Genomic DNA, 15,057 nt, shown 5'->3' with positions numbered 1-15,057 from the left:
GATCTATTCTTGGCTGACGCCGACGGCCGAGTTCAACTCGGCCTGATTTACCGAGGCTCCGAAGCGCTTTTTCAATGCCTCGGTGTATTCGGTGAGCGATTGGTTGGCCAATTCGTCCTGCAGGCGGCGGGTCAGCTCATCGGTTTCCGTCAGCGTCGGTGCGGCGGCGGGCGTAACGTCGGCGACGCGGAATACGATTTCGGTCGTGTTGTCGCTCGCGGCCCCGTGCCCCGCTTTTCCTTTCGCCAATCCGAACGCCTGCGAAACCATCGACTGGCTGATGCCTTGCGGGATCGTCTTGCGCGTAATCGGTTCTGTTTTCTCCACCTTGCCTTTCGCCTCGGCTTCGATCGCGGTCATGGGCTCGCCGGCGTTGACTTTGTCGGTGAGCTTTTTGGCAAGCTCGTCGAGCAGGCGGTGATGCTCGGAGGACATGTAGTCCTGCTTCACGGCGTCTTTGACTTCGTCGTAGGTTTTCTGCTTCGGCGCGTCCGACGACAGGACGTTCACCCACGCGTAGCCGTCGTTGGAAAGGTCGATTGCGGAGTCGTCGCTGCTGTCGGGAGCAAACGCCCGCGCCGTGATTTTACGGACGTCGGGCGTCTCAAGGACAGGTTTGCCGTCAGGCCCCAGACCGGTCGCGTCGGTCGCGGCGATTTCCTTGAACGTGAGGTGCAACTGATCGGCGACCTCTTTCAACGTTTTGCCGGCGAGCCGCGCATCCTCGACATCGTCGCGCTTGGTCTGCAGATCGCCGTGGACTTTTTCGTTTGCGAGCTTGTCGCGTACCTGATCCTTGACGTCGGCGAGCGTTTTCGTCGTGCCAGGTTCGATCTGCGTGACGCGCACGATGACGGTCGCGAAACGTCCATCGATGACGTCTGAATACTTATCCTTCTCAATCGAGAAGGCGACGTCGGCGACTTTCGGGTCGATCAGAGCTTTTTTGTTGATGAGGCCGAGATCGACGTCGGTATCCTTGGCGCCCGCTTCCTTGGCGACATCGGCCAACGACTTCGTGCCGTCGCGCAGGGCCTTCAGCGCCGCCTCGGCCGCCGCACGATCCTTGAACGCGATCTGCTGCACGCGACGCTGCTCGGGGGTGTTATAGCTATCCTTGTCGTTGTCGTAGGCCTTGGCGATGTCCTCGTCGCTGATGGCGATGTTTTTCTTGAGATCATCGGCCGTCAACATCAGCACCTGAACCTTGCGGTATTCCGGTGTCATGTACTTGGCCTTGTCGTCCTCGTAGCGCTTCTTGAGGGTCGCCTCGTCGGGCTCCGCGACGGTCACTGCGTCGGGGTCGATCTTGACCCATTCGATGACGCGCTTCTCCTGATTGTACGCGTGCATCTCATCGAGAAGCGGCTTCGGGACAGACTGGCTTTTGATCAGGGCGCCGACGATTGCGCCGCGCAACTCATCCTTGCGGCGGAGATTGAGGAAGCCTTGCTCGCTGAGCCCGATCTGCTGCAGCAGATTTTCAAAGCCCTGCCTGCTGAATTTGCCGTCCGTCTGGAAATTCGGATCGGTCTGGATGCCTTCGGCGAGCGTCTTGTCCGAAATCGCCAAGCCGAGCTGGTCGGCGTGCGCTTCGATCGCCGCGCCGGCGATCATCTGAGCCAGAACCTGGCGATCAAGGCCAAAGGCGTGACCTTGCTCGGCGCTTATGCGCTGATTGGACTGGCGCGCAATACGATCCAGCTCGTTCTGATAGGAGCGGCGAAATTCTTCCGCGGAAATTTCCGTGTGGCCGACCTTGGCGACCGCACCCCGCCCCCTGCCCTGGAAAACGTCGGCGACGCCCCAGATCGCGAAGCTTACGCAAAGAAGTCCGAACAGCAGCTTGGCGACCGGTGTCTGGGCGCCGCGTCTCATTGCGTCGAGCATGGGTATAGAAATTCCCGTTGATGGAAGCGTGACGCTGCCGCGCGGGAGAGCGTAGGGTCAAACGGCTTCGTGGCGGACAGCCCCACGTGACGGGGCGGATCAGCGTGATATGAAGCGCAGGCTGCCGCAGATTGCAAGGGTGCAGGGTGCCCGAATGCCGATCCGGAGAAAGCCGCGCAGAAAACTGCAGGTCCAACATTAAAAAAGGGACACGATGGCAGGGCAAGGACACACTATTCGGCCGCTCGTTGCCGGAAACTGGAAGATGAATGGTCTGCGCGGCAGCCTGGCCGAGGCCGTGGCGGTTCGCGATGCGCTTGCCGGGCCCTCGGCTGCGATAGCCGCCGATGTCATGATCGCGCCTCCGGCGACGCTCATTGCATCCTTCGCCGAAGCCGCATCCGGCTCTCGGCTGGGGATCGCGGCGCAGGATTGTCATGCGAAAGTCTCGGGCGCGCATACCGGCGACATCGCGGCGGAGATGCTCAAGGATGCGGGTGCAGCGGCCGTCATTGTCGGCCATTCCGAGCGCCGCGCCGATCACGGAGAGACAAGCGCCGACGTCAAGGCGAAGGCGGCCGCCGCGCATCGAGCCGGGCTGATCGCCATCGTTTGCATTGGTGAAACGCAGGGTGAGCGCGCTGCCGGGGCGACGCTGAAGGTCGTATCGCGACAACTCAAAACTTCGCTGCCGGACGGAGCGACGGCCGCGAACACCGTCATTGCGTATGAGCCCGTCTGGGCGATCGGCACGGGCCTGACGCCGACGCCGGCCGATATCGAGGCTGTGCATGCCGCGATCCGGCGTGATCTTTCCGACGTGGCTGGCACGGAAGGCGCCAGCACGCGCATTCTTTACGGCGGCTCCGTCAAGCCGGATAATGCGGCGGAGCTGATGGCGATTCCAAATGTCAACGGTGCGCTCGTTGGCGGGGCGAGTTTGAAAGCAAGTGATTTTCTGGCCATACTTCGGGCTTATGAGGGCCGATGATGCTTTCCGCACGTTTTCATTGCCTGATCCATTGCCTGACCGGGGTTGCTCTGCTCGCGCCGGTCGCCGCGCACGCGACGAAGGCAAAGCTCGATCGCGACGCCTGTACGCAACTACGTGCGGAGGAAAAGAAATTCCGTCAGGCCGGCATCCTCAGCGACATGAGCAAGGGGGCGGACTGGGCAAAGGCCAACTTGTCGGCGGAGCGGCTGCGCGAAGTGCAGCACTATATCGAACTCGACGAGCAGGTTCAGTTTGGCTGCCGGGATGCCCGGCTCTCGGTCGACGCTCAGAAAGCGAGTGAAGCCGCGGCCCGCATCGAGATCAACTCGGACGCCGACCCGACCATCCCGGTGGTCAAGGACCCGGTGAAGCCCGGCGCGACGCCCGCCGTTACGACCAAAAAGCAGCCCGCGAACAAGACCACGCGCAAAAAACCCAAGTCCGGCGATCCGAAATCGGGAAGCCTCGAGCCGCCGGAAGGTGCGAAGCCCGCAGCCCGGGCGGCTGCGGCTGAAGCGCCGACGCCGGCGCCCGAACGGACGGGTTCGACGGTGCAATCCCCCGACGTTTCGGCAGGGCAAGGCGCCAATCAGCTGATGTTCGGGTTCGGTGAGACCATGGTGCTGCCGCATTCGGGGCCGTGATTTTGGCCACCTGGGGCTGGCCGGATGCGGCGCGCTGGTGTATAGCGGCCCGTCGCGGGTAAAACCGCCCTGTTCGACAACGCTAAATTGCTGGATTCGAGACCGCTATGGCCACCGTTCTGCTCGTCATTCACCTCATGATTTCAACGGCGTTGGTCGGAGTTGTCCTGCTCCAGAAGTCTGAAGGCGGCGCGCTGGGAATCGGCGGTGGCGGTGGCGGCGGCGGTTTCCTGACCGGGCGCGGCACGGCGAACCTGCTGACGCGGTCGACGGCTGCTCTGGCAGCGGCGTTCTTTCTCACCAGCATCGCGCTGACGTTGCTGGCGCGTCACTCCGGAAACGCAGGCTCGGTGTTCGATGCGACCCGTCCGGCCGGTGCGCCGGTGACCGGTCCAGCCACGCCGGGCGAGAGCGCCCCAGCAGGGCGCGGCGGTATCCTGGATAAACTGCAGCCGTCGGGGCCGGCGGTTCCGCAGAACCAGTAAGCGCTATCTGCGAAAAGCTCTGTTCATAGCGGCTGTCGTCTGACGATGGCCGATGGACCACCGCTACGTTCCCTGTAAAACTATCAGGGCATCGGGGGGCTGTGGAGATGATCGTGGCGCGCGCGCGGAACTGCTTTCAATCTGGCTTGTGCCGCGGCCGTTATCGGCTCGGAAAGCGTTCGGTTTTGATCGCGGGGGCAGCCGCCTCGCTGCTCGGGGGCTGTAGCGCGAACCTGGCGGATGCTTCGACGGCGTCGATTGCCGCCTATCAGCCCGCCAGTCTCTTTTCGCCCAATGGATACAGCGTTTCAGCCAATGCCGACGGCAGCCTGCACGTCACGGCTGCTGGCCCTCCCGGCACGCCCGCGACGCGACTTGAGAAGATTGCGCTGGCGCGGGCGGCGGAATACGGCGACGAGCAGCGTGCGAAGACCTTCAAAGCGACCGCGGCGCAAATCGGCATCACCTGCGGCAAGACCAAAGTTTCCAACAAGGACGGGCAGATCTCGGTCAAGCCGCTGGACTACCGGATCGTCGCGGTCGACGTTACCTATGAGCCGAAGGAGCAGGGGGCCGACGTGCGCCCGACGCGACAGACGGCTTTGGCGCTAAAGGCCGAACTTCAATCCGAATCCGTGCCGCCTGAGGTCGAGGCGGCGGCTTCTCAGGAGGTCGCGCAGCACTGCGGCAGGTAGCTGCAACGTGGTCTCAAGAGGCAATGTGCCGGGATTGCGACCTTTTCGGTTGGTGAAGGTGCAAAAAAGCCGCTTCCGAATCCGGGTCCGGCTGTGCGAGAAGCAAGGCCCATGCAACGGTATATCTTCATCACCGGCGGCGTGGTCTCCTCCCTTGGAAAAGGTCTCGCTTCCGCCGCCCTTGGCGCGCTTCTTCAGGCGCGTGGTTACTCGGTTCGGCTCAAGAAGCTTGATCCATACCTGAACGTCGATCCGGGCACGATGAGCCCGTATCAGCATGGGGAGGTTTTCGTCACCGATGACGGTGCCGAAACGGACCTCGACCTCGGCCATTATGAGCGGTTCACTGGCGTTCCGGCAAAAAAGTCGGACAACGTCACGACGGGGCGCATCTACCAGGATATTCTCGCGAAAGAGCGTCGCGGCGATTTCCTCGGTGGCACGGTGCAGGTCATTCCGCACGTCACCGATGCGATCAAGAGCTTCGTACTGTCGGGCAACGAGGACGTGGATTTTGTGCTCGTCGAGATCGGCGGCACGGTCGGCGACATCGAGGGACTGCCGTTCTTCGAAGCGATCCGCCAGCTCGGCAACGAGCTGCCGCGCGGCGCCTCGGTGTTCATCCACCTGACGCTGATGCCATACATTCCATCGGCGGGCGAACTCAAGACCAAGCCGACGCAGCATTCGGTCAAGGAGCTGCGGGCGATCGGCATTCAGCCCGACATTCTGCTCTGCCGTTCGGATCGCGACATTCCGGTCGGCGAGCGCAAGAAGATCGCGCTGTTCTGCAACGTCCGCCCCGAGGCCGTCATTCAGGCGCTCGACGTCGCCTCGATCTACGACGTGCCGCTGGCGTATCACCGCGAGGGGCTCGACCGCGAAGTTCTCGCCGCATTCGGCATCACCGGTGCGCCGAAGCCCGATCTCGTGCGCTGGGAGACGATTTCACGCGGTATCGCGCAGCCCGAGGGCGAGGTCACGATCGCCATCGTCGGCAAGTACACCGGCCTCAAGGACGCTTATAAATCGCTCAACGAGGCCCTCGTTCACGGCGGCATCGCGAACCGCGTCAAGGTCAACCTGGAATGGATCGAAAGCGAGATCTTCGAGCGTGAAGACCCGGCGCCGTATCTCGAAGGGCTCAACGGCATTCTCGTGCCGGGCGGCTTCGGCGAACGCGGCTCGGAAGGCAAGGTGCTGGCTGCGAAATTCGCGCGCGAGCGCGGCGTTCCCTATTTCGGCATTTGCTTCGGGATGCAGATGGCCTGCCTCGAAGCAGCGCGTAATCTCGCGGAGATCCACGACGCAAGCTCGACCGAATTCGGAGAAACGACCGAACCCGTCGTCGCCATGATGACGGAATGGATGCGCGGCAACGAGCTCGAGCAGCGCCGCCTGGGTGGAGAGCTTGGCGGCACGATGCGCCTCGGCGCCTTCGCGGCCGAGCTGCAACCCGGTAGCCACATCGCCAAGGTCTACGGATCGACGACCATCTCGGAGCGCCACCGGCACCGTTACGAAGTCAACATGCGCTATCGCGAGGCGCTCGAGCGGGCGGGCTTGCGGTTCGCCGGTCTATCGCCGGATGGACTGCTGCCGGAAACCGTCGAATACCCGGATCATCCGTGGTTCATCGGCGTCCAGTATCATCCGGAACTCAAGTCGCGGCCGTTCGATCCGCATCCGCTGTTCGCGAGTTTCATTGCAGCAGCCGTGGAGCAGAGCCGGCTCGTCTAGAGCTTTTCCGATTTTGGTGGCATCGCGGAAAGGCTCTAGCTCTTTGCTTTGCCGTGCTTCTTAGCGGAAAACAGGTTCCCGCTTTTCTAGAAGCACTCTAGGGGCAATCCGAGGGACGCCACTGCCTCGGCGAAACGCGGGTCGGTGTTTTCTATGCCGAGAATGTCGGAGGGTGCGGATTAGCCCTCGACCTTGAGCCGAAGCGCGCGCATTTTTATGCCGCTCGTTTTGCTCTGCGGGAAAACACCCATGCATCGGCGAACATTGCTCCAAGGCGGAACCGCGCTTGTCGCGGTCGCCATAACCTCAGGACGAGAAGCGCGTGCGCGGTCCGCGGCGGAGTTGCCGGATGACGCGCGCTTCATGCAGCTTGCGATCGATGAGGCGGCGAAGGCCGACTTTCCGTTCGGATCAGTGATCGTGAAGAATGGCGAGGTGCTCGCGCGAGGGCACAACCGCACGGACGCCGAGCGCGATCCGACGGCTCATGGCGAGATGGTCGCCATTCGTGCCTTTCTTGCGCAACACGGAGCTGACGCGCTGAAGGGCAGCACGCTCTACACATCGGGTGAGCCGTGCTGCATGTGCATGGGCGCGATCATCTGGTGCGGCATTGGACGGGTCGTCTTCGCGGCCTCGATTTCTCAGCTCGCGGCCAAGATCGGCCAGATCATGCTGACCGCAGAGGATATCGCAGCAAAGGCGCCATTCGCATCAATCGATGTCACCGGTGGCGTGCTCGGCGACGATGCCATCCGGCTGTTCAAATAAGCTCCGAGATATTCAGGGGTTGAAATTGCGCTGACAAAAAATCCCGGCGGATGAGGCCGGGATTTGTCTTTGATCTCGTGAGCCGCGTGTGGACGCTATGGCGTCGTCGTGGCGGGTGCGGCCGGAGCGCTGACAGGTGCGCTCGTTTCGGCCGGTGCGGTCACTGTCGTGACGTCGAGGCGCAGTGCGCCCGAATAGAGCAAACCGCCGAACACGACTGCGAACACGACCGCTGTCACCAGCGCATTCAAGAAGCGGTTGGAGAATGAAATCAGATTGCCGATCAGATCGAGAACGAACACGATCACGGCGCCTATCAGCACAGGCTCAATCCACGGATATTGCTCAAGCATGCTAGTCCCCATTCCCTTTTGTTTACTGCCGCCTCCCGAGTCGCGGCTTGCACGCGTTTTATAGCATGGCGGGTGGAAATTGGCCTATGGCGTTGCACAATAAGGCGTCAACGGCGGCCAGTCGTGATGCGCTAGCGACACCAGCGCTGTCTGTTTTTATCGTTATATAACATGCGTCTATAGGTTCTATTTCTGGTGCCTTATCAGCTCCGTTAAGTCCTGAAGAACGCTGCTGGGCAACGGCGAAAGTCGATTAAGCCCGTGGCATCGAAGCGACTCCGATCATGATCGCTCACACGGCATAACTATATGAAATGCTATAACAGTTCGCGTTTTCGTGATCACGAAAAGTTTGAACGCCGTTAGCGAAAAGAGATTGGTCTTTTATAGGTTAGCTCACTAAGTACATTCACAACAGGAACAACCTGTCGAATACCGAGGAGGACACACCATGAAAGTCTGGACAAAACCGGCAGTTCGCGAGCAGGAAGTTGGTCTCGAAGTGACGAGCTATCTCCCGGCCGAGATCGATCTGATCTAACGAATTTGAACCTTCAGGTTCCTGAAACGGCGGCCCATTCGGCCGCCGTTTTTGTTTATGCGGGATGGGATGCGCCGCAGGGCTCGCAGTGCGTCGAGGGCGCCGCTATAACGCTCGCATGACTCACCATGAACCGCTGAAGCCCGCGACGCAGGTTCGCGCCGGGAATGTACTCTTCGCCAATGATGCTCCGATTTCGGTGCTTGCCGGACCCTGCCAGATGGAGAGCCGGGCGCACGCGCTGGAGATGGCGGCGGCTTTGTCCGAGGCGGCGAAGACGCTCGGAATTGGCCTCGTCTATAAGTCGTCGTTCGACAAGGCCAATCGCACCTCGCTTTCGGGGCGGCGGGGCATCGGGCTTGACGCGGCGCTGCCGATCTTCGCTGAAATCCGCGAGCGTTTCGGGCTTCCGATCGTGACCGATGTACACGAGACGGAGCAGTGCGCGCGGGTCGCCGAAGTCGTCGACGTTCTGCAAATTCCCGCCTTTTTGTGCCGACAGACGGATCTGCTGATCGCCGCGGCCCAGACCGGCCGCGTCGTCAAAATCAAGAAGGGTCAGTTTCTCGCGCCATGGGACATGAAGAATGTCGTCGCGAAGGTCACGGGCTCGGGAAATCCGAACGTGCTCGTCACCGAGCGCGGGTCGAGCTTTGGCTACAACACGCTCGTCGTCGACATGCGGGCGTTGCCGCAAATGGCGGAGACGGGCGCACCCGTCATTTTTGATGCGACGCATGCGGTTCAGCAGCCGGGCGGGCAAGGGACGTCGTCAGGCGGCGACAGGCGCTTTGTGCCCGTGCTCGCACGCGCGGCGGTCGCGGCAGGCGTCGCGGGTCTTTTCATCGAGACGCATCAGGACCCGGATCATGCGCCGTCGGATGGTCCCAATATGGTTCCGCTGAAAGATTTCGCGGCGCTTGTTTCCGAGCTTCAGGCGATCGATCGGGTCGTGAAGAAAAAGAGCGCGAGCCAAGCTTAAGGTCTCGCGCTTGTTTCGTGCTTGCGCGGAATTCTGCGCAGGCGGTGATCGCGGTGTGATTGCTCGTGCCGGCATTCGCAGCGCTACGAATGCTTTATGCGCTTGACGCTCTCGCCAGCTGCGTGACCATCACGGTCAATGGAGAAGCCGTGTCAGGGACTGGCGCGAGTATTCCCTTAGATTTTTGCGGACCAGAATTTCATCGCCAGGCGATCGAGTTGAGCTTGGCTCGAGAAATCGCTGAATTCCGCGCTGTCGGCAACGACGATGCCGGCCGTGCAGGCGTGGGATGGGCAGGCGAGCGAGGGTTGGGCTTTTCCAACATTGATGGCTGCGATCGCCATCGACGTCATGAACAGGCTCATTGTCGAGAGACAGGAAACGTAGGCAAGGGCACGCGAAACAAATTCATATTGCATCTGTCAACCTCACAAAACGCGAAACGGGGAGACGACACATCACTTGCATTTGTCGATCGCAGGGACCGGAAAGAGTCGTGGATCGAATGCGTTGAGGATATGTCAACCTTAGTTAAGGGCGCGTTAAGGCTAACGAGGTGTGAATACTTTTTCTTCGCCAACGCGCGAGCCGTTATGTGCCTTCGCTCGAATGAGAAATAGCTGCACGTGACGTGGATGGCCGCCTTCGCGGGCATGACGGAAGGGTGGTGGGAACTCGGACCTCCACCATTGTCAGTTCAATTTTGGAAAGAACTCGACTGATCCGACGGCGCATACCAATTGCGCTGCCCGATCCGCCTATACTGCCGCCATTCTTTCGTCGTGGCCGCGAAGGCGGCCATCCACAGCGCGATCGATGCTCGCGCTCAACTCGTTACGCTCGAAGCGATGTAGCACCAGTGGGATCGGAAGGAGCGACTGGGAAGTCAGCTTTTCATCTCAGCCCGGATGGCGCGCGCAACTTCGCCGGCGCGCTCATCGATCAGCTGCGGGATTTCGCAGGCAATCGGAATGTTGGCCTGCTTTTCCTGGAAGGCGCGGATTTCCCACTTGTACTTTTCTTCGGCATCCGATGCCCGACCGGCAACGCCGACGTCGGCCGCCGGGTCTTCGGCCGCTGCCTGTTCCTCCGGCTGAAGCTCCAAGGCTTCTTTCTCGATATCTTTTGAGCGTTCGACCTGGCGTTTATGAAACTTCTCGATGCCGTTCATCACGGTCTTTCGATCTTCGTTGGTGCGTGTCAGCACGGCGGAAAATAGTTCGGTCAGTTTGGCGTCGCGCTGATCTTCAGGAAGCCCAGCCGCGTATTTCTTGATGGCGGCATCGGCTTCATCGACCTTCACGCGGCGCGAAATCACGTACTGCGAAAGTTTCCGGATCGCGTCGTCCTTGTGCCAGCTCGCCGTATCAGTGATCTCGGGGCCGTCCCAGATCATCGCGGCGGAGAGTTGCGGCACCTTGCGATAGATGCACGGCCACTCGTCTTTTTTGAGTTCGGGCTTTGCATCTTCGGCAAACGTCGGAGCGGCGATCAGCGCGACCGTCGCCATTGCGGCGATGCCGGAGACGGTCCAGCCAAACATGCGGAAAACGAAGTTTGTGATCATAACGCACCTCATCATGCTGGGCCGCCCGGCCCGCCTCTGCGGGCGATCAAGCCCTTCGAGGGATTATAGGCAAACACCGCCGCGCCCAGGAACAGCGCCGTGCAGCCTACGACGACTGCGAGCGAAATTGTGTCGATCTGTCCGTACAGCGCGAAGCGAACCAGTTCAACCGCGTAGGTGAAAGGATTGAGGCGGCAGATTTCATAAAGAAGCGGGCTCGCCTCGCGGATGCGCCAAAGAGGGTAAAGAGCCGACGACGCGAAAAACATCGGGAAGATGACGAAGTTCATCACGCCCGCGAAGTTCTCGAGCTGCTTGATGACCGATGAGATGAACAGCGCCAGCGCGCCGAGCATCAGGCCGCCGAGAATGATCGCCGGGATCACCGTGATGTAGCCGAGGAACGGCTGAATGAAGTCCGGGACCGAGAACAGGGTGTGGACGATCGGATCGGCCATCTTCGGGATTGCGGCGCCGGCCCAGCTTGGCGGATCGAAGAAGGTGAAGACCTTGACCTCTGAGATCGGCGGCGGCTCGATGCCCCACCAATACGCGACGAACAGGAAGGCGAACGATTGCAGCAACGCGACCGATACACCGCCGAGAAGCTTCGACAGCAACAGGAAAGAGCGCGGGAAGGGGCTAACCAGCAGCGTCCGCATCGTGCCTGTTTCGCGGTCGTAAACCATCGAGAGCGACGATTGCATCGCGTTGAAGAGCAGGATCATCGCGATCAGGCCCGGCGCGATGAATTCTTCGTAGAGCACGTAGGTTTCATATGGCGGGATGATCGAGACGCCGAGCGTCTGGCGAAATCCGGCTGCGAAAATGAAAAGCCAAATCAGTGGCCGGACGAGTGCTGAAAGAAAGCGCTCACGTTGATGCAGGTAGCGCAGAATCTCGCGCCAGACGATGCCCTTGAAGCAGGCCGCATAACCACTGAAGCCGAGCCGGCGGCGCGCGGCAACGTCGGTCTCCGCGAGGCTTTCCGATGCCGCGGTTGAAAAGGCGGACGATGCCATCAGGCAGCCTCCTCGACCGCCGCCTTGGTGCCGGTGATGGCGCGAAAGGCTTCGCGAACGCTGGTCGTGCCGGTTTGCGCGAGAAGTTGCGGTACGCCGCCGTTAAAAAGAACAACACCCTTGTGAAGGACGACAACCTGATCCGTCCGCAAAACCTCGTCCATGAGATGCGTGGCCCATAAAACGCCGAGGTGTTCCTTGGCCACGAGATCGCGGACGATTTTGATCACGCCTTCGCGCGAGCCGAGGTCGAGGCCGACGGTCGGCTCGTCCAACAGAAGCAAGTCGGGCCGGTGCATCATCGAGCGCGCGATCTCGACGCGGCGAAGCTGGCCGCCGGAAAGGGCGCGAACTCTTTCACTTCCGCGATCGGCGAGGCCGACGAGTTCGAGCGCGAGGTGCGCACGCTCTGTTGCCTCGCGATTGGAAAATCCATGCAGCGCCGCGTGATATTTGAGGTTCTGCGTCAGCGTGAGATCGATGTCGAGCGTGCGGCTTTGAAAGACGACGCCCAAGCGCTGCAAAGCCTGCGACGGCTTGCGGCGCACGTCGTAGCCGCAGATTTCGATCTCGCCCGTGACATTGTCGTAAAGGCGGGTGATGAGCGAGAACAGCGTCGATTTTCCCGCGCCGTTCAAACCCAGCAGCATCACGAATGCGCCCGGCTCGACGGTCAGCGAGACGTTGTCGAGGACCTTCTTGTCCCCGAAGCTGTGGCTGACGCCGTCGACGACGAGTGTCGGCGTCCGGCCGATTTCAGCCGGGGCTGGTTTCGAGGCTGTCGTTGTCGTCGTCATTGTTCTCGGGTCTCGCAATCCGGTTGAATGCCCGTTCAGTCAGGAGATATGACCACGCCCCAGGGATAACGGCCGACCTTGATCGACTTGATCGCCTTTTGGTTGGCAACGTCAATCACCGTCACATCATTCGAGGCGCCGTTGGTCGTGAAAAGCTGCTTGCCGTCCGGGGTGAAATACATCTGCCAGACGCGTTGGCCTACGAGAATGTATTTCAAAACTTTGAGAGTGGCGGTGTCGACGACGGCGACGCGGTTTGCCGGTCCGAGCGCGACGAATGCGATCTTGTCGTCTTTCGTGATGCGAATGCCGACTGGCTGGATTGCTTCCTTGGTTATTCCGGGAATGTCGAAAGTGACTTTTCCGATGATCTTGCGATCGGCGGGATTGATGACCGTCACGGTGCCGCCGACCTCGGATGAGACCCAGAGCTGCGTTTGCGCGGAATTGAACATCGCAACGCGCGGGCGGCTGTCGACGAGCACGTTGTCGAACGTCTCATGCTTTGTCGTGTCGATGAAGTGCGCCATGTTCGTCGTTTCCGACGTGTTGACCAGCACCTTGCCGTCGGGGCTCATACCCATGCCTTCGGGTTCGACGCCGACCGGGATTTCGGTGACGACTTGCGAGGTATGGATGTCGACGACGGTGACGAGGTTGTCATCCTCGTTGGCGATGTAAAGGCGATTGCCATCGGGATGAAGCGTCAGAAGCTCGGGATCAGGCCCCGAGGGCAGCGACTTGACGTATTCGAGCGTCTTGGCGTCGTAGACTTTCACGTCATTGTCGTCGCTCGTGCAGATGATGATCCATTTGCCGTCATTCGACATGACGATGCCGCGCGGACGCTGACCGACCTTTGCCGTCTTGATGACCTCGAGCTTTTCGGTGTCGATGACGCTGACCGTGTTGTCTTTCTCGTTCGTGACGTAAGCCGTATATGCGTCGGCCGTGCCGGCGGTCGAGCCGATGGCGGCCGCCGACAGGAACGCCGTAAAAATCGCTGAAGATCGCGACATCGCTAGTCTCCGATAACTAAGGTGAACTGGGGCTGCCGTCGTTCGCCCGTGGCTGGCGCCGGTTGCTGGCATCGACATCATTGCGTGTAGGCTTTGCACTTGGTTTCCGGCTTATCGTATCCGAGCGTATCGAGAACGCTTGTCTGATGCAGGAACCCGGCTTGCGGAGAGACGCTGACGGGCAGTTTTGCCGTGCCGACGATGAGCGGCTCACGAAGCTGTCCGTTCCAGGTTCTGAAGCTCGTCGCCACGCCTTTGAAGGCGGCAACCTCGAAGTCCGGAGACTTGATGAAGGCGCGCAGCGATTCAAAATCACCGGCGTGCTTGCGTGTCGCGGCTTCTCCAATCGCCCGCGTCGCAACCCAGGCATCGTAGTCGATGTTTCGCATCAGGCGGCTGTTCAGCTTGCGGAAGCGGTGCTGAAATTGCGTGCCGCCCCAGAATTCGAGCGCCGGATGCCAGCTTGCCGCCGTCAGCCCAGCAGAGCCTGCAATGGGGCGCGGGACCCATGTCCGGAATGGAAAATAATCGGCAAAAAGATGCTTTTCATCAGCGATGATGATGACATCGTGATCCTTGGCGTTCTGCAGGAATGTCGGGATCTGCTGCTGCACCTGCTCGTAACCGCCATCGGCGCGACGGCTTCCGGTGTCCTGCTTGAACTCGAGTTCCTGGACGATCTTGCCGCCGAACTTCTTGGCCGATCGCCGATAGGCATCCGCCAGCAGCTTGTCTTCCGGCGTGGGGCCGTAGACGAGGAGCCAATTCCGCCACTGCTTCCAGACCAAGTATTGAGCAAGCGCATCGGTCAGCATCGAGCGCGTCGGCGCAACGTGGAGGACGTTGGCGCGGCAATCCTCTTCCCGAAGCCGGTCGTCGGGGTTGCCGACATTGAAGATCAGGGCGTTCTTGCCCTTCAGCGCATCGGCGAATTTCAGCAGAGCATCGGGCTCCATATCCGCGATGATGAAATTGTCGCCTGCGTCGACTTTTTCAGTCGCACCTTGGATCAGATCGTCGACGCTGCCATTAAGGATGTCGAGCTTGTATGCCTGATTGAGGAAGCGGCCCGTGGTGTTGTTGTCGGCTATCGCGAGCTTGGCTCCTGCGATGCCGTCGTCCGCCGCAGGGAGGTCGAGCATCGAAAGAGGCAGTTCCTCCTCGGTACGGTCCTGTTTGGCGTAAAGGATGGATATCGTGATTTTTTTCTTATCCGCATCCGTATTGGCGGACTGCTGTTGAGGGGCCGGGGCTGCCGCAGGTTGAGCCGGTTGCGGCGCAGCATCCTGAGCAGCTGCGGGGCTGGCGATCACCATACATCCCGCAAGAATGCTCGAGGCTGCGGCCCTCCACGACTGCGTTCGCATGGCAGAGCAGGCTGTTGGGAAAACCAAGGATCCAACTCCAGTTTGACTTTCCGGCCAGGTAAGCGCGAGGCCGGCCGCCGATCGATCCGGGTGTTACTGTATTACTGTAAAAGGGGCCGTAGCATCGGCTTGTCAAGGTCGGCGCCCTTGGCTCGCGCGTTTGTTACTGGGCGTTTTTGCTAAACGCCGA

16 protein-coding genes are annotated in these 15,057 nt (G+C 60.7%); 8 read left to right on the top strand and 8 right to left on the bottom strand.

The window, feature by feature from the left end:
* Positions 1 to 3 precede the first annotated feature (3 nt).
* On the bottom strand, positions 4 to 1,890 hold the full coding sequence (locus WC026_RS01485; protein ID WP_372709030.1) for a SurA N-terminal domain-containing protein: 1,887 nt from the start codon (positions 1,888 to 1,890) through the stop codon (positions 4 to 6).
* A gap of 214 nt (positions 1,891 to 2,104) precedes the next feature.
* On the opposite strand from WC026_RS01485, the gene tpiA reads away from it, so the two are divergent.
* The 6 genes from tpiA (at position 2,105) to WC026_RS01455 (ending at position 7,219) form a co-directional block, all read left to right on the top strand.
* Entirely contained in the window at positions 2,105 to 2,881 is a 777-nt protein-coding gene (gene tpiA / locus WC026_RS01480; RefSeq protein WP_372709029.1) for a triose-phosphate isomerase, read from the top strand.
* Entirely contained in the window at positions 2,878 to 3,528 is a 651-nt protein-coding gene (locus WC026_RS01475) for a hypothetical protein (RefSeq protein WP_372709028.1), read from the top strand. Before tpiA ends, WC026_RS01475 begins: the two co-directional genes overlap by 4 nt.
* A gap of 107 nt (positions 3,529 to 3,635) precedes the next feature.
* A complete protein-coding gene (secG, locus tag WC026_RS01470; RefSeq protein ID WP_372709027.1) occupies positions 3,636 to 4,013 on the top strand; it encodes a preprotein translocase subunit SecG in 378 nt (125 codons plus the stop codon).
* A 107-nt stretch (positions 4,014 to 4,120) separates the two neighbouring features.
* The gene (locus tag WC026_RS01465) at positions 4,121 to 4,708 is read left to right on the top strand and encodes a hypothetical protein (RefSeq protein WP_372709026.1); all 588 of its coding nucleotides are present in this window, start codon (positions 4,121 to 4,123) and stop codon (positions 4,706 to 4,708) included.
* Between the two features lie 111 nt (positions 4,709 to 4,819).
* A complete protein-coding gene (locus WC026_RS01460) occupies positions 4,820 to 6,448 on the top strand; it encodes a CTP synthase (RefSeq protein ID WP_372709025.1) in 1,629 nt (542 codons plus the stop codon).
* Positions 6,449 to 6,697: 249 nt separating this feature from the next.
* The gene (locus WC026_RS01455) at positions 6,698 to 7,219 is read left to right on the top strand and encodes a nucleoside deaminase (protein WP_372709024.1); all 522 of its coding nucleotides are present in this window, start codon (positions 6,698 to 6,700) and stop codon (positions 7,217 to 7,219) included.
* 95 nt (positions 7,220 to 7,314) lie between these two features.
* Here WC026_RS01455 and WC026_RS01450 read toward each other — a convergent pair whose 3' ends face one another.
* Complete coding sequence (locus WC026_RS01450; RefSeq protein WP_372709023.1) at positions 7,315 to 7,572, bottom strand: hypothetical protein; 258 nt, start codon at positions 7,570 to 7,572, stop codon at positions 7,315 to 7,317.
* 451 nt (positions 7,573 to 8,023) lie between these two features.
* On the opposite strand from WC026_RS01450, the gene pqqA reads away from it, so the two are divergent.
* Entirely contained in the window at positions 8,024 to 8,113 is a 90-nt protein-coding gene (gene pqqA, locus WC026_RS01445; RefSeq protein ID WP_015597947.1) for a pyrroloquinoline quinone precursor peptide PqqA, read from the top strand.
* Positions 8,114 to 8,231: 118 nt separating this feature from the next.
* Positions 8,232 to 9,095 carry a 3-deoxy-8-phosphooctulonate synthase gene (gene kdsA / locus WC026_RS01440; protein ID WP_372709022.1) on the top strand — a complete coding sequence of 288 codons (864 nt, stop codon included), beginning with the start codon at positions 8,232 to 8,234 and terminating at the stop codon, positions 9,093 to 9,095.
* A 176-nt stretch (positions 9,096 to 9,271) separates the two neighbouring features.
* Here kdsA and WC026_RS01435 read toward each other — a convergent pair whose 3' ends face one another.
* From WC026_RS01435 to WC026_RS01410, 6 genes are all read right to left on the bottom strand, one after another.
* Entirely contained in the window at positions 9,272 to 9,514 is a 243-nt protein-coding gene (locus WC026_RS01435; protein WP_372709021.1) for a hypothetical protein, read from the bottom strand.
* Positions 9,515 to 9,981: 467 nt separating this feature from the next.
* Positions 9,982 to 10,662 carry a hypothetical protein gene (locus tag WC026_RS01430; RefSeq protein ID WP_372709020.1) on the bottom strand — a complete coding sequence of 227 codons (681 nt, stop codon included), beginning with the start codon at positions 10,660 to 10,662 and terminating at the stop codon, positions 9,982 to 9,984.
* A gap of 11 nt (positions 10,663 to 10,673) precedes the next feature.
* Positions 10,674 to 11,684: an ABC transporter permease gene (locus WC026_RS01425; protein WP_372709019.1), complete on the bottom strand. Its 1,011-nt coding sequence runs from the start codon at positions 11,682 to 11,684 to the stop codon at positions 10,674 to 10,676.
* A complete protein-coding gene (locus tag WC026_RS01420; RefSeq protein ID WP_372709018.1) occupies positions 11,684 to 12,481 on the bottom strand; it encodes an ABC transporter ATP-binding protein in 798 nt (265 codons plus the stop codon). The genes WC026_RS01425 and WC026_RS01420 overlap by 1 nt, the downstream gene beginning before the upstream one ends.
* 35 nt (positions 12,482 to 12,516) lie before the next feature.
* Positions 12,517 to 13,500, bottom strand: a complete 984-nt coding sequence (locus tag WC026_RS01415; RefSeq protein ID WP_372709017.1) for a PQQ-dependent catabolism-associated beta-propeller protein — start codon at positions 13,498 to 13,500, stop codon at positions 12,517 to 12,519.
* Positions 13,501 to 13,577: 77 nt separating this feature from the next.
* Positions 13,578 to 14,816, bottom strand: coding sequence for an ABC transporter substrate-binding protein (locus WC026_RS01410; protein WP_372709016.1), 1,239 nt, complete (start codon positions 14,814 to 14,816; stop codon positions 13,578 to 13,580).
* Positions 14,817 to 15,057 lie beyond the last annotated feature (241 nt).

Source organism: Hyphomicrobium sp. (assembly GCF_041674905.1).
In the GTDB taxonomy this organism is placed as follows: domain Bacteria; phylum Pseudomonadota; class Alphaproteobacteria; order Rhizobiales; family Hyphomicrobiaceae; genus Hyphomicrobium_B.
The sequence above is the reverse complement of the archived record's forward strand: the minus strand, read 5'-3'. Positions and strand labels throughout refer to the sequence as shown.

Coding starts and splice junctions, on each gene's coding strand:
- WC026_RS01460 (WP_372709025.1), top strand. CDS start 4,820: ATGCAACGGTATATCTTCATCACCGGCGGCGTGGTCTCCTCCCTTGGA.
- tpiA (WP_372709029.1), top strand. CDS start 2,105: ATGGCAGGGCAAGGACACACTATTCGGCCGCTCGTTGCCGGAAACTGG.
- secG (WP_372709027.1), top strand. CDS start 3,636: ATGGCCACCGTTCTGCTCGTCATTCACCTCATGATTTCAACGGCGTTG.
- WC026_RS01475 (WP_372709028.1), top strand. CDS start 2,878: ATGATGCTTTCCGCACGTTTTCATTGCCTGATCCATTGCCTGACCGGG.
- WC026_RS01430 (WP_372709020.1), bottom strand. CDS start 10,662: ATGATCACAAACTTCGTTTTCCGCATGTTTGGCTGGACCGTCTCCGGC.
- WC026_RS01450 (WP_372709023.1), bottom strand. CDS start 7,572: ATGCTTGAGCAATATCCGTGGATTGAGCCTGTGCTGATAGGCGCCGTG.
- WC026_RS01410 (WP_372709016.1), bottom strand. CDS start 14,816: ATGGTGATCGCCAGCCCCGCAGCTGCTCAGGATGCTGCGCCGCAACCG.
- WC026_RS01420 (WP_372709018.1), bottom strand. CDS start 12,481: ATGACGACGACAACGACAGCCTCGAAACCAGCCCCGGCTGAAATCGGC.
- WC026_RS01455 (WP_372709024.1), top strand. CDS start 6,698: ATGCATCGGCGAACATTGCTCCAAGGCGGAACCGCGCTTGTCGCGGTC.
- WC026_RS01435 (WP_372709021.1), bottom strand. CDS start 9,514: ATGCAATATGAATTTGTTTCGCGTGCCCTTGCCTACGTTTCCTGTCTC.
- WC026_RS01465 (WP_372709026.1), top strand. CDS start 4,121: ATGATCGTGGCGCGCGCGCGGAACTGCTTTCAATCTGGCTTGTGCCGC.
- WC026_RS01415 (WP_372709017.1), bottom strand. CDS start 13,500: ATGTCGCGATCTTCAGCGATTTTTACGGCGTTCCTGTCGGCGGCCGCC.
- WC026_RS01425 (WP_372709019.1), bottom strand. CDS start 11,684: ATGGCATCGTCCGCCTTTTCAACCGCGGCATCGGAAAGCCTCGCGGAG.
- WC026_RS01485 (WP_372709030.1), bottom strand. CDS start 1,890: ATGCTCGACGCAATGAGACGCGGCGCCCAGACACCGGTCGCCAAGCTG.
- kdsA (WP_372709022.1), top strand. CDS start 8,232: ATGACTCACCATGAACCGCTGAAGCCCGCGACGCAGGTTCGCGCCGGG.
- pqqA (WP_015597947.1), top strand. CDS start 8,024: ATGAAAGTCTGGACAAAACCGGCAGTTCGCGAGCAGGAAGTTGGTCTC.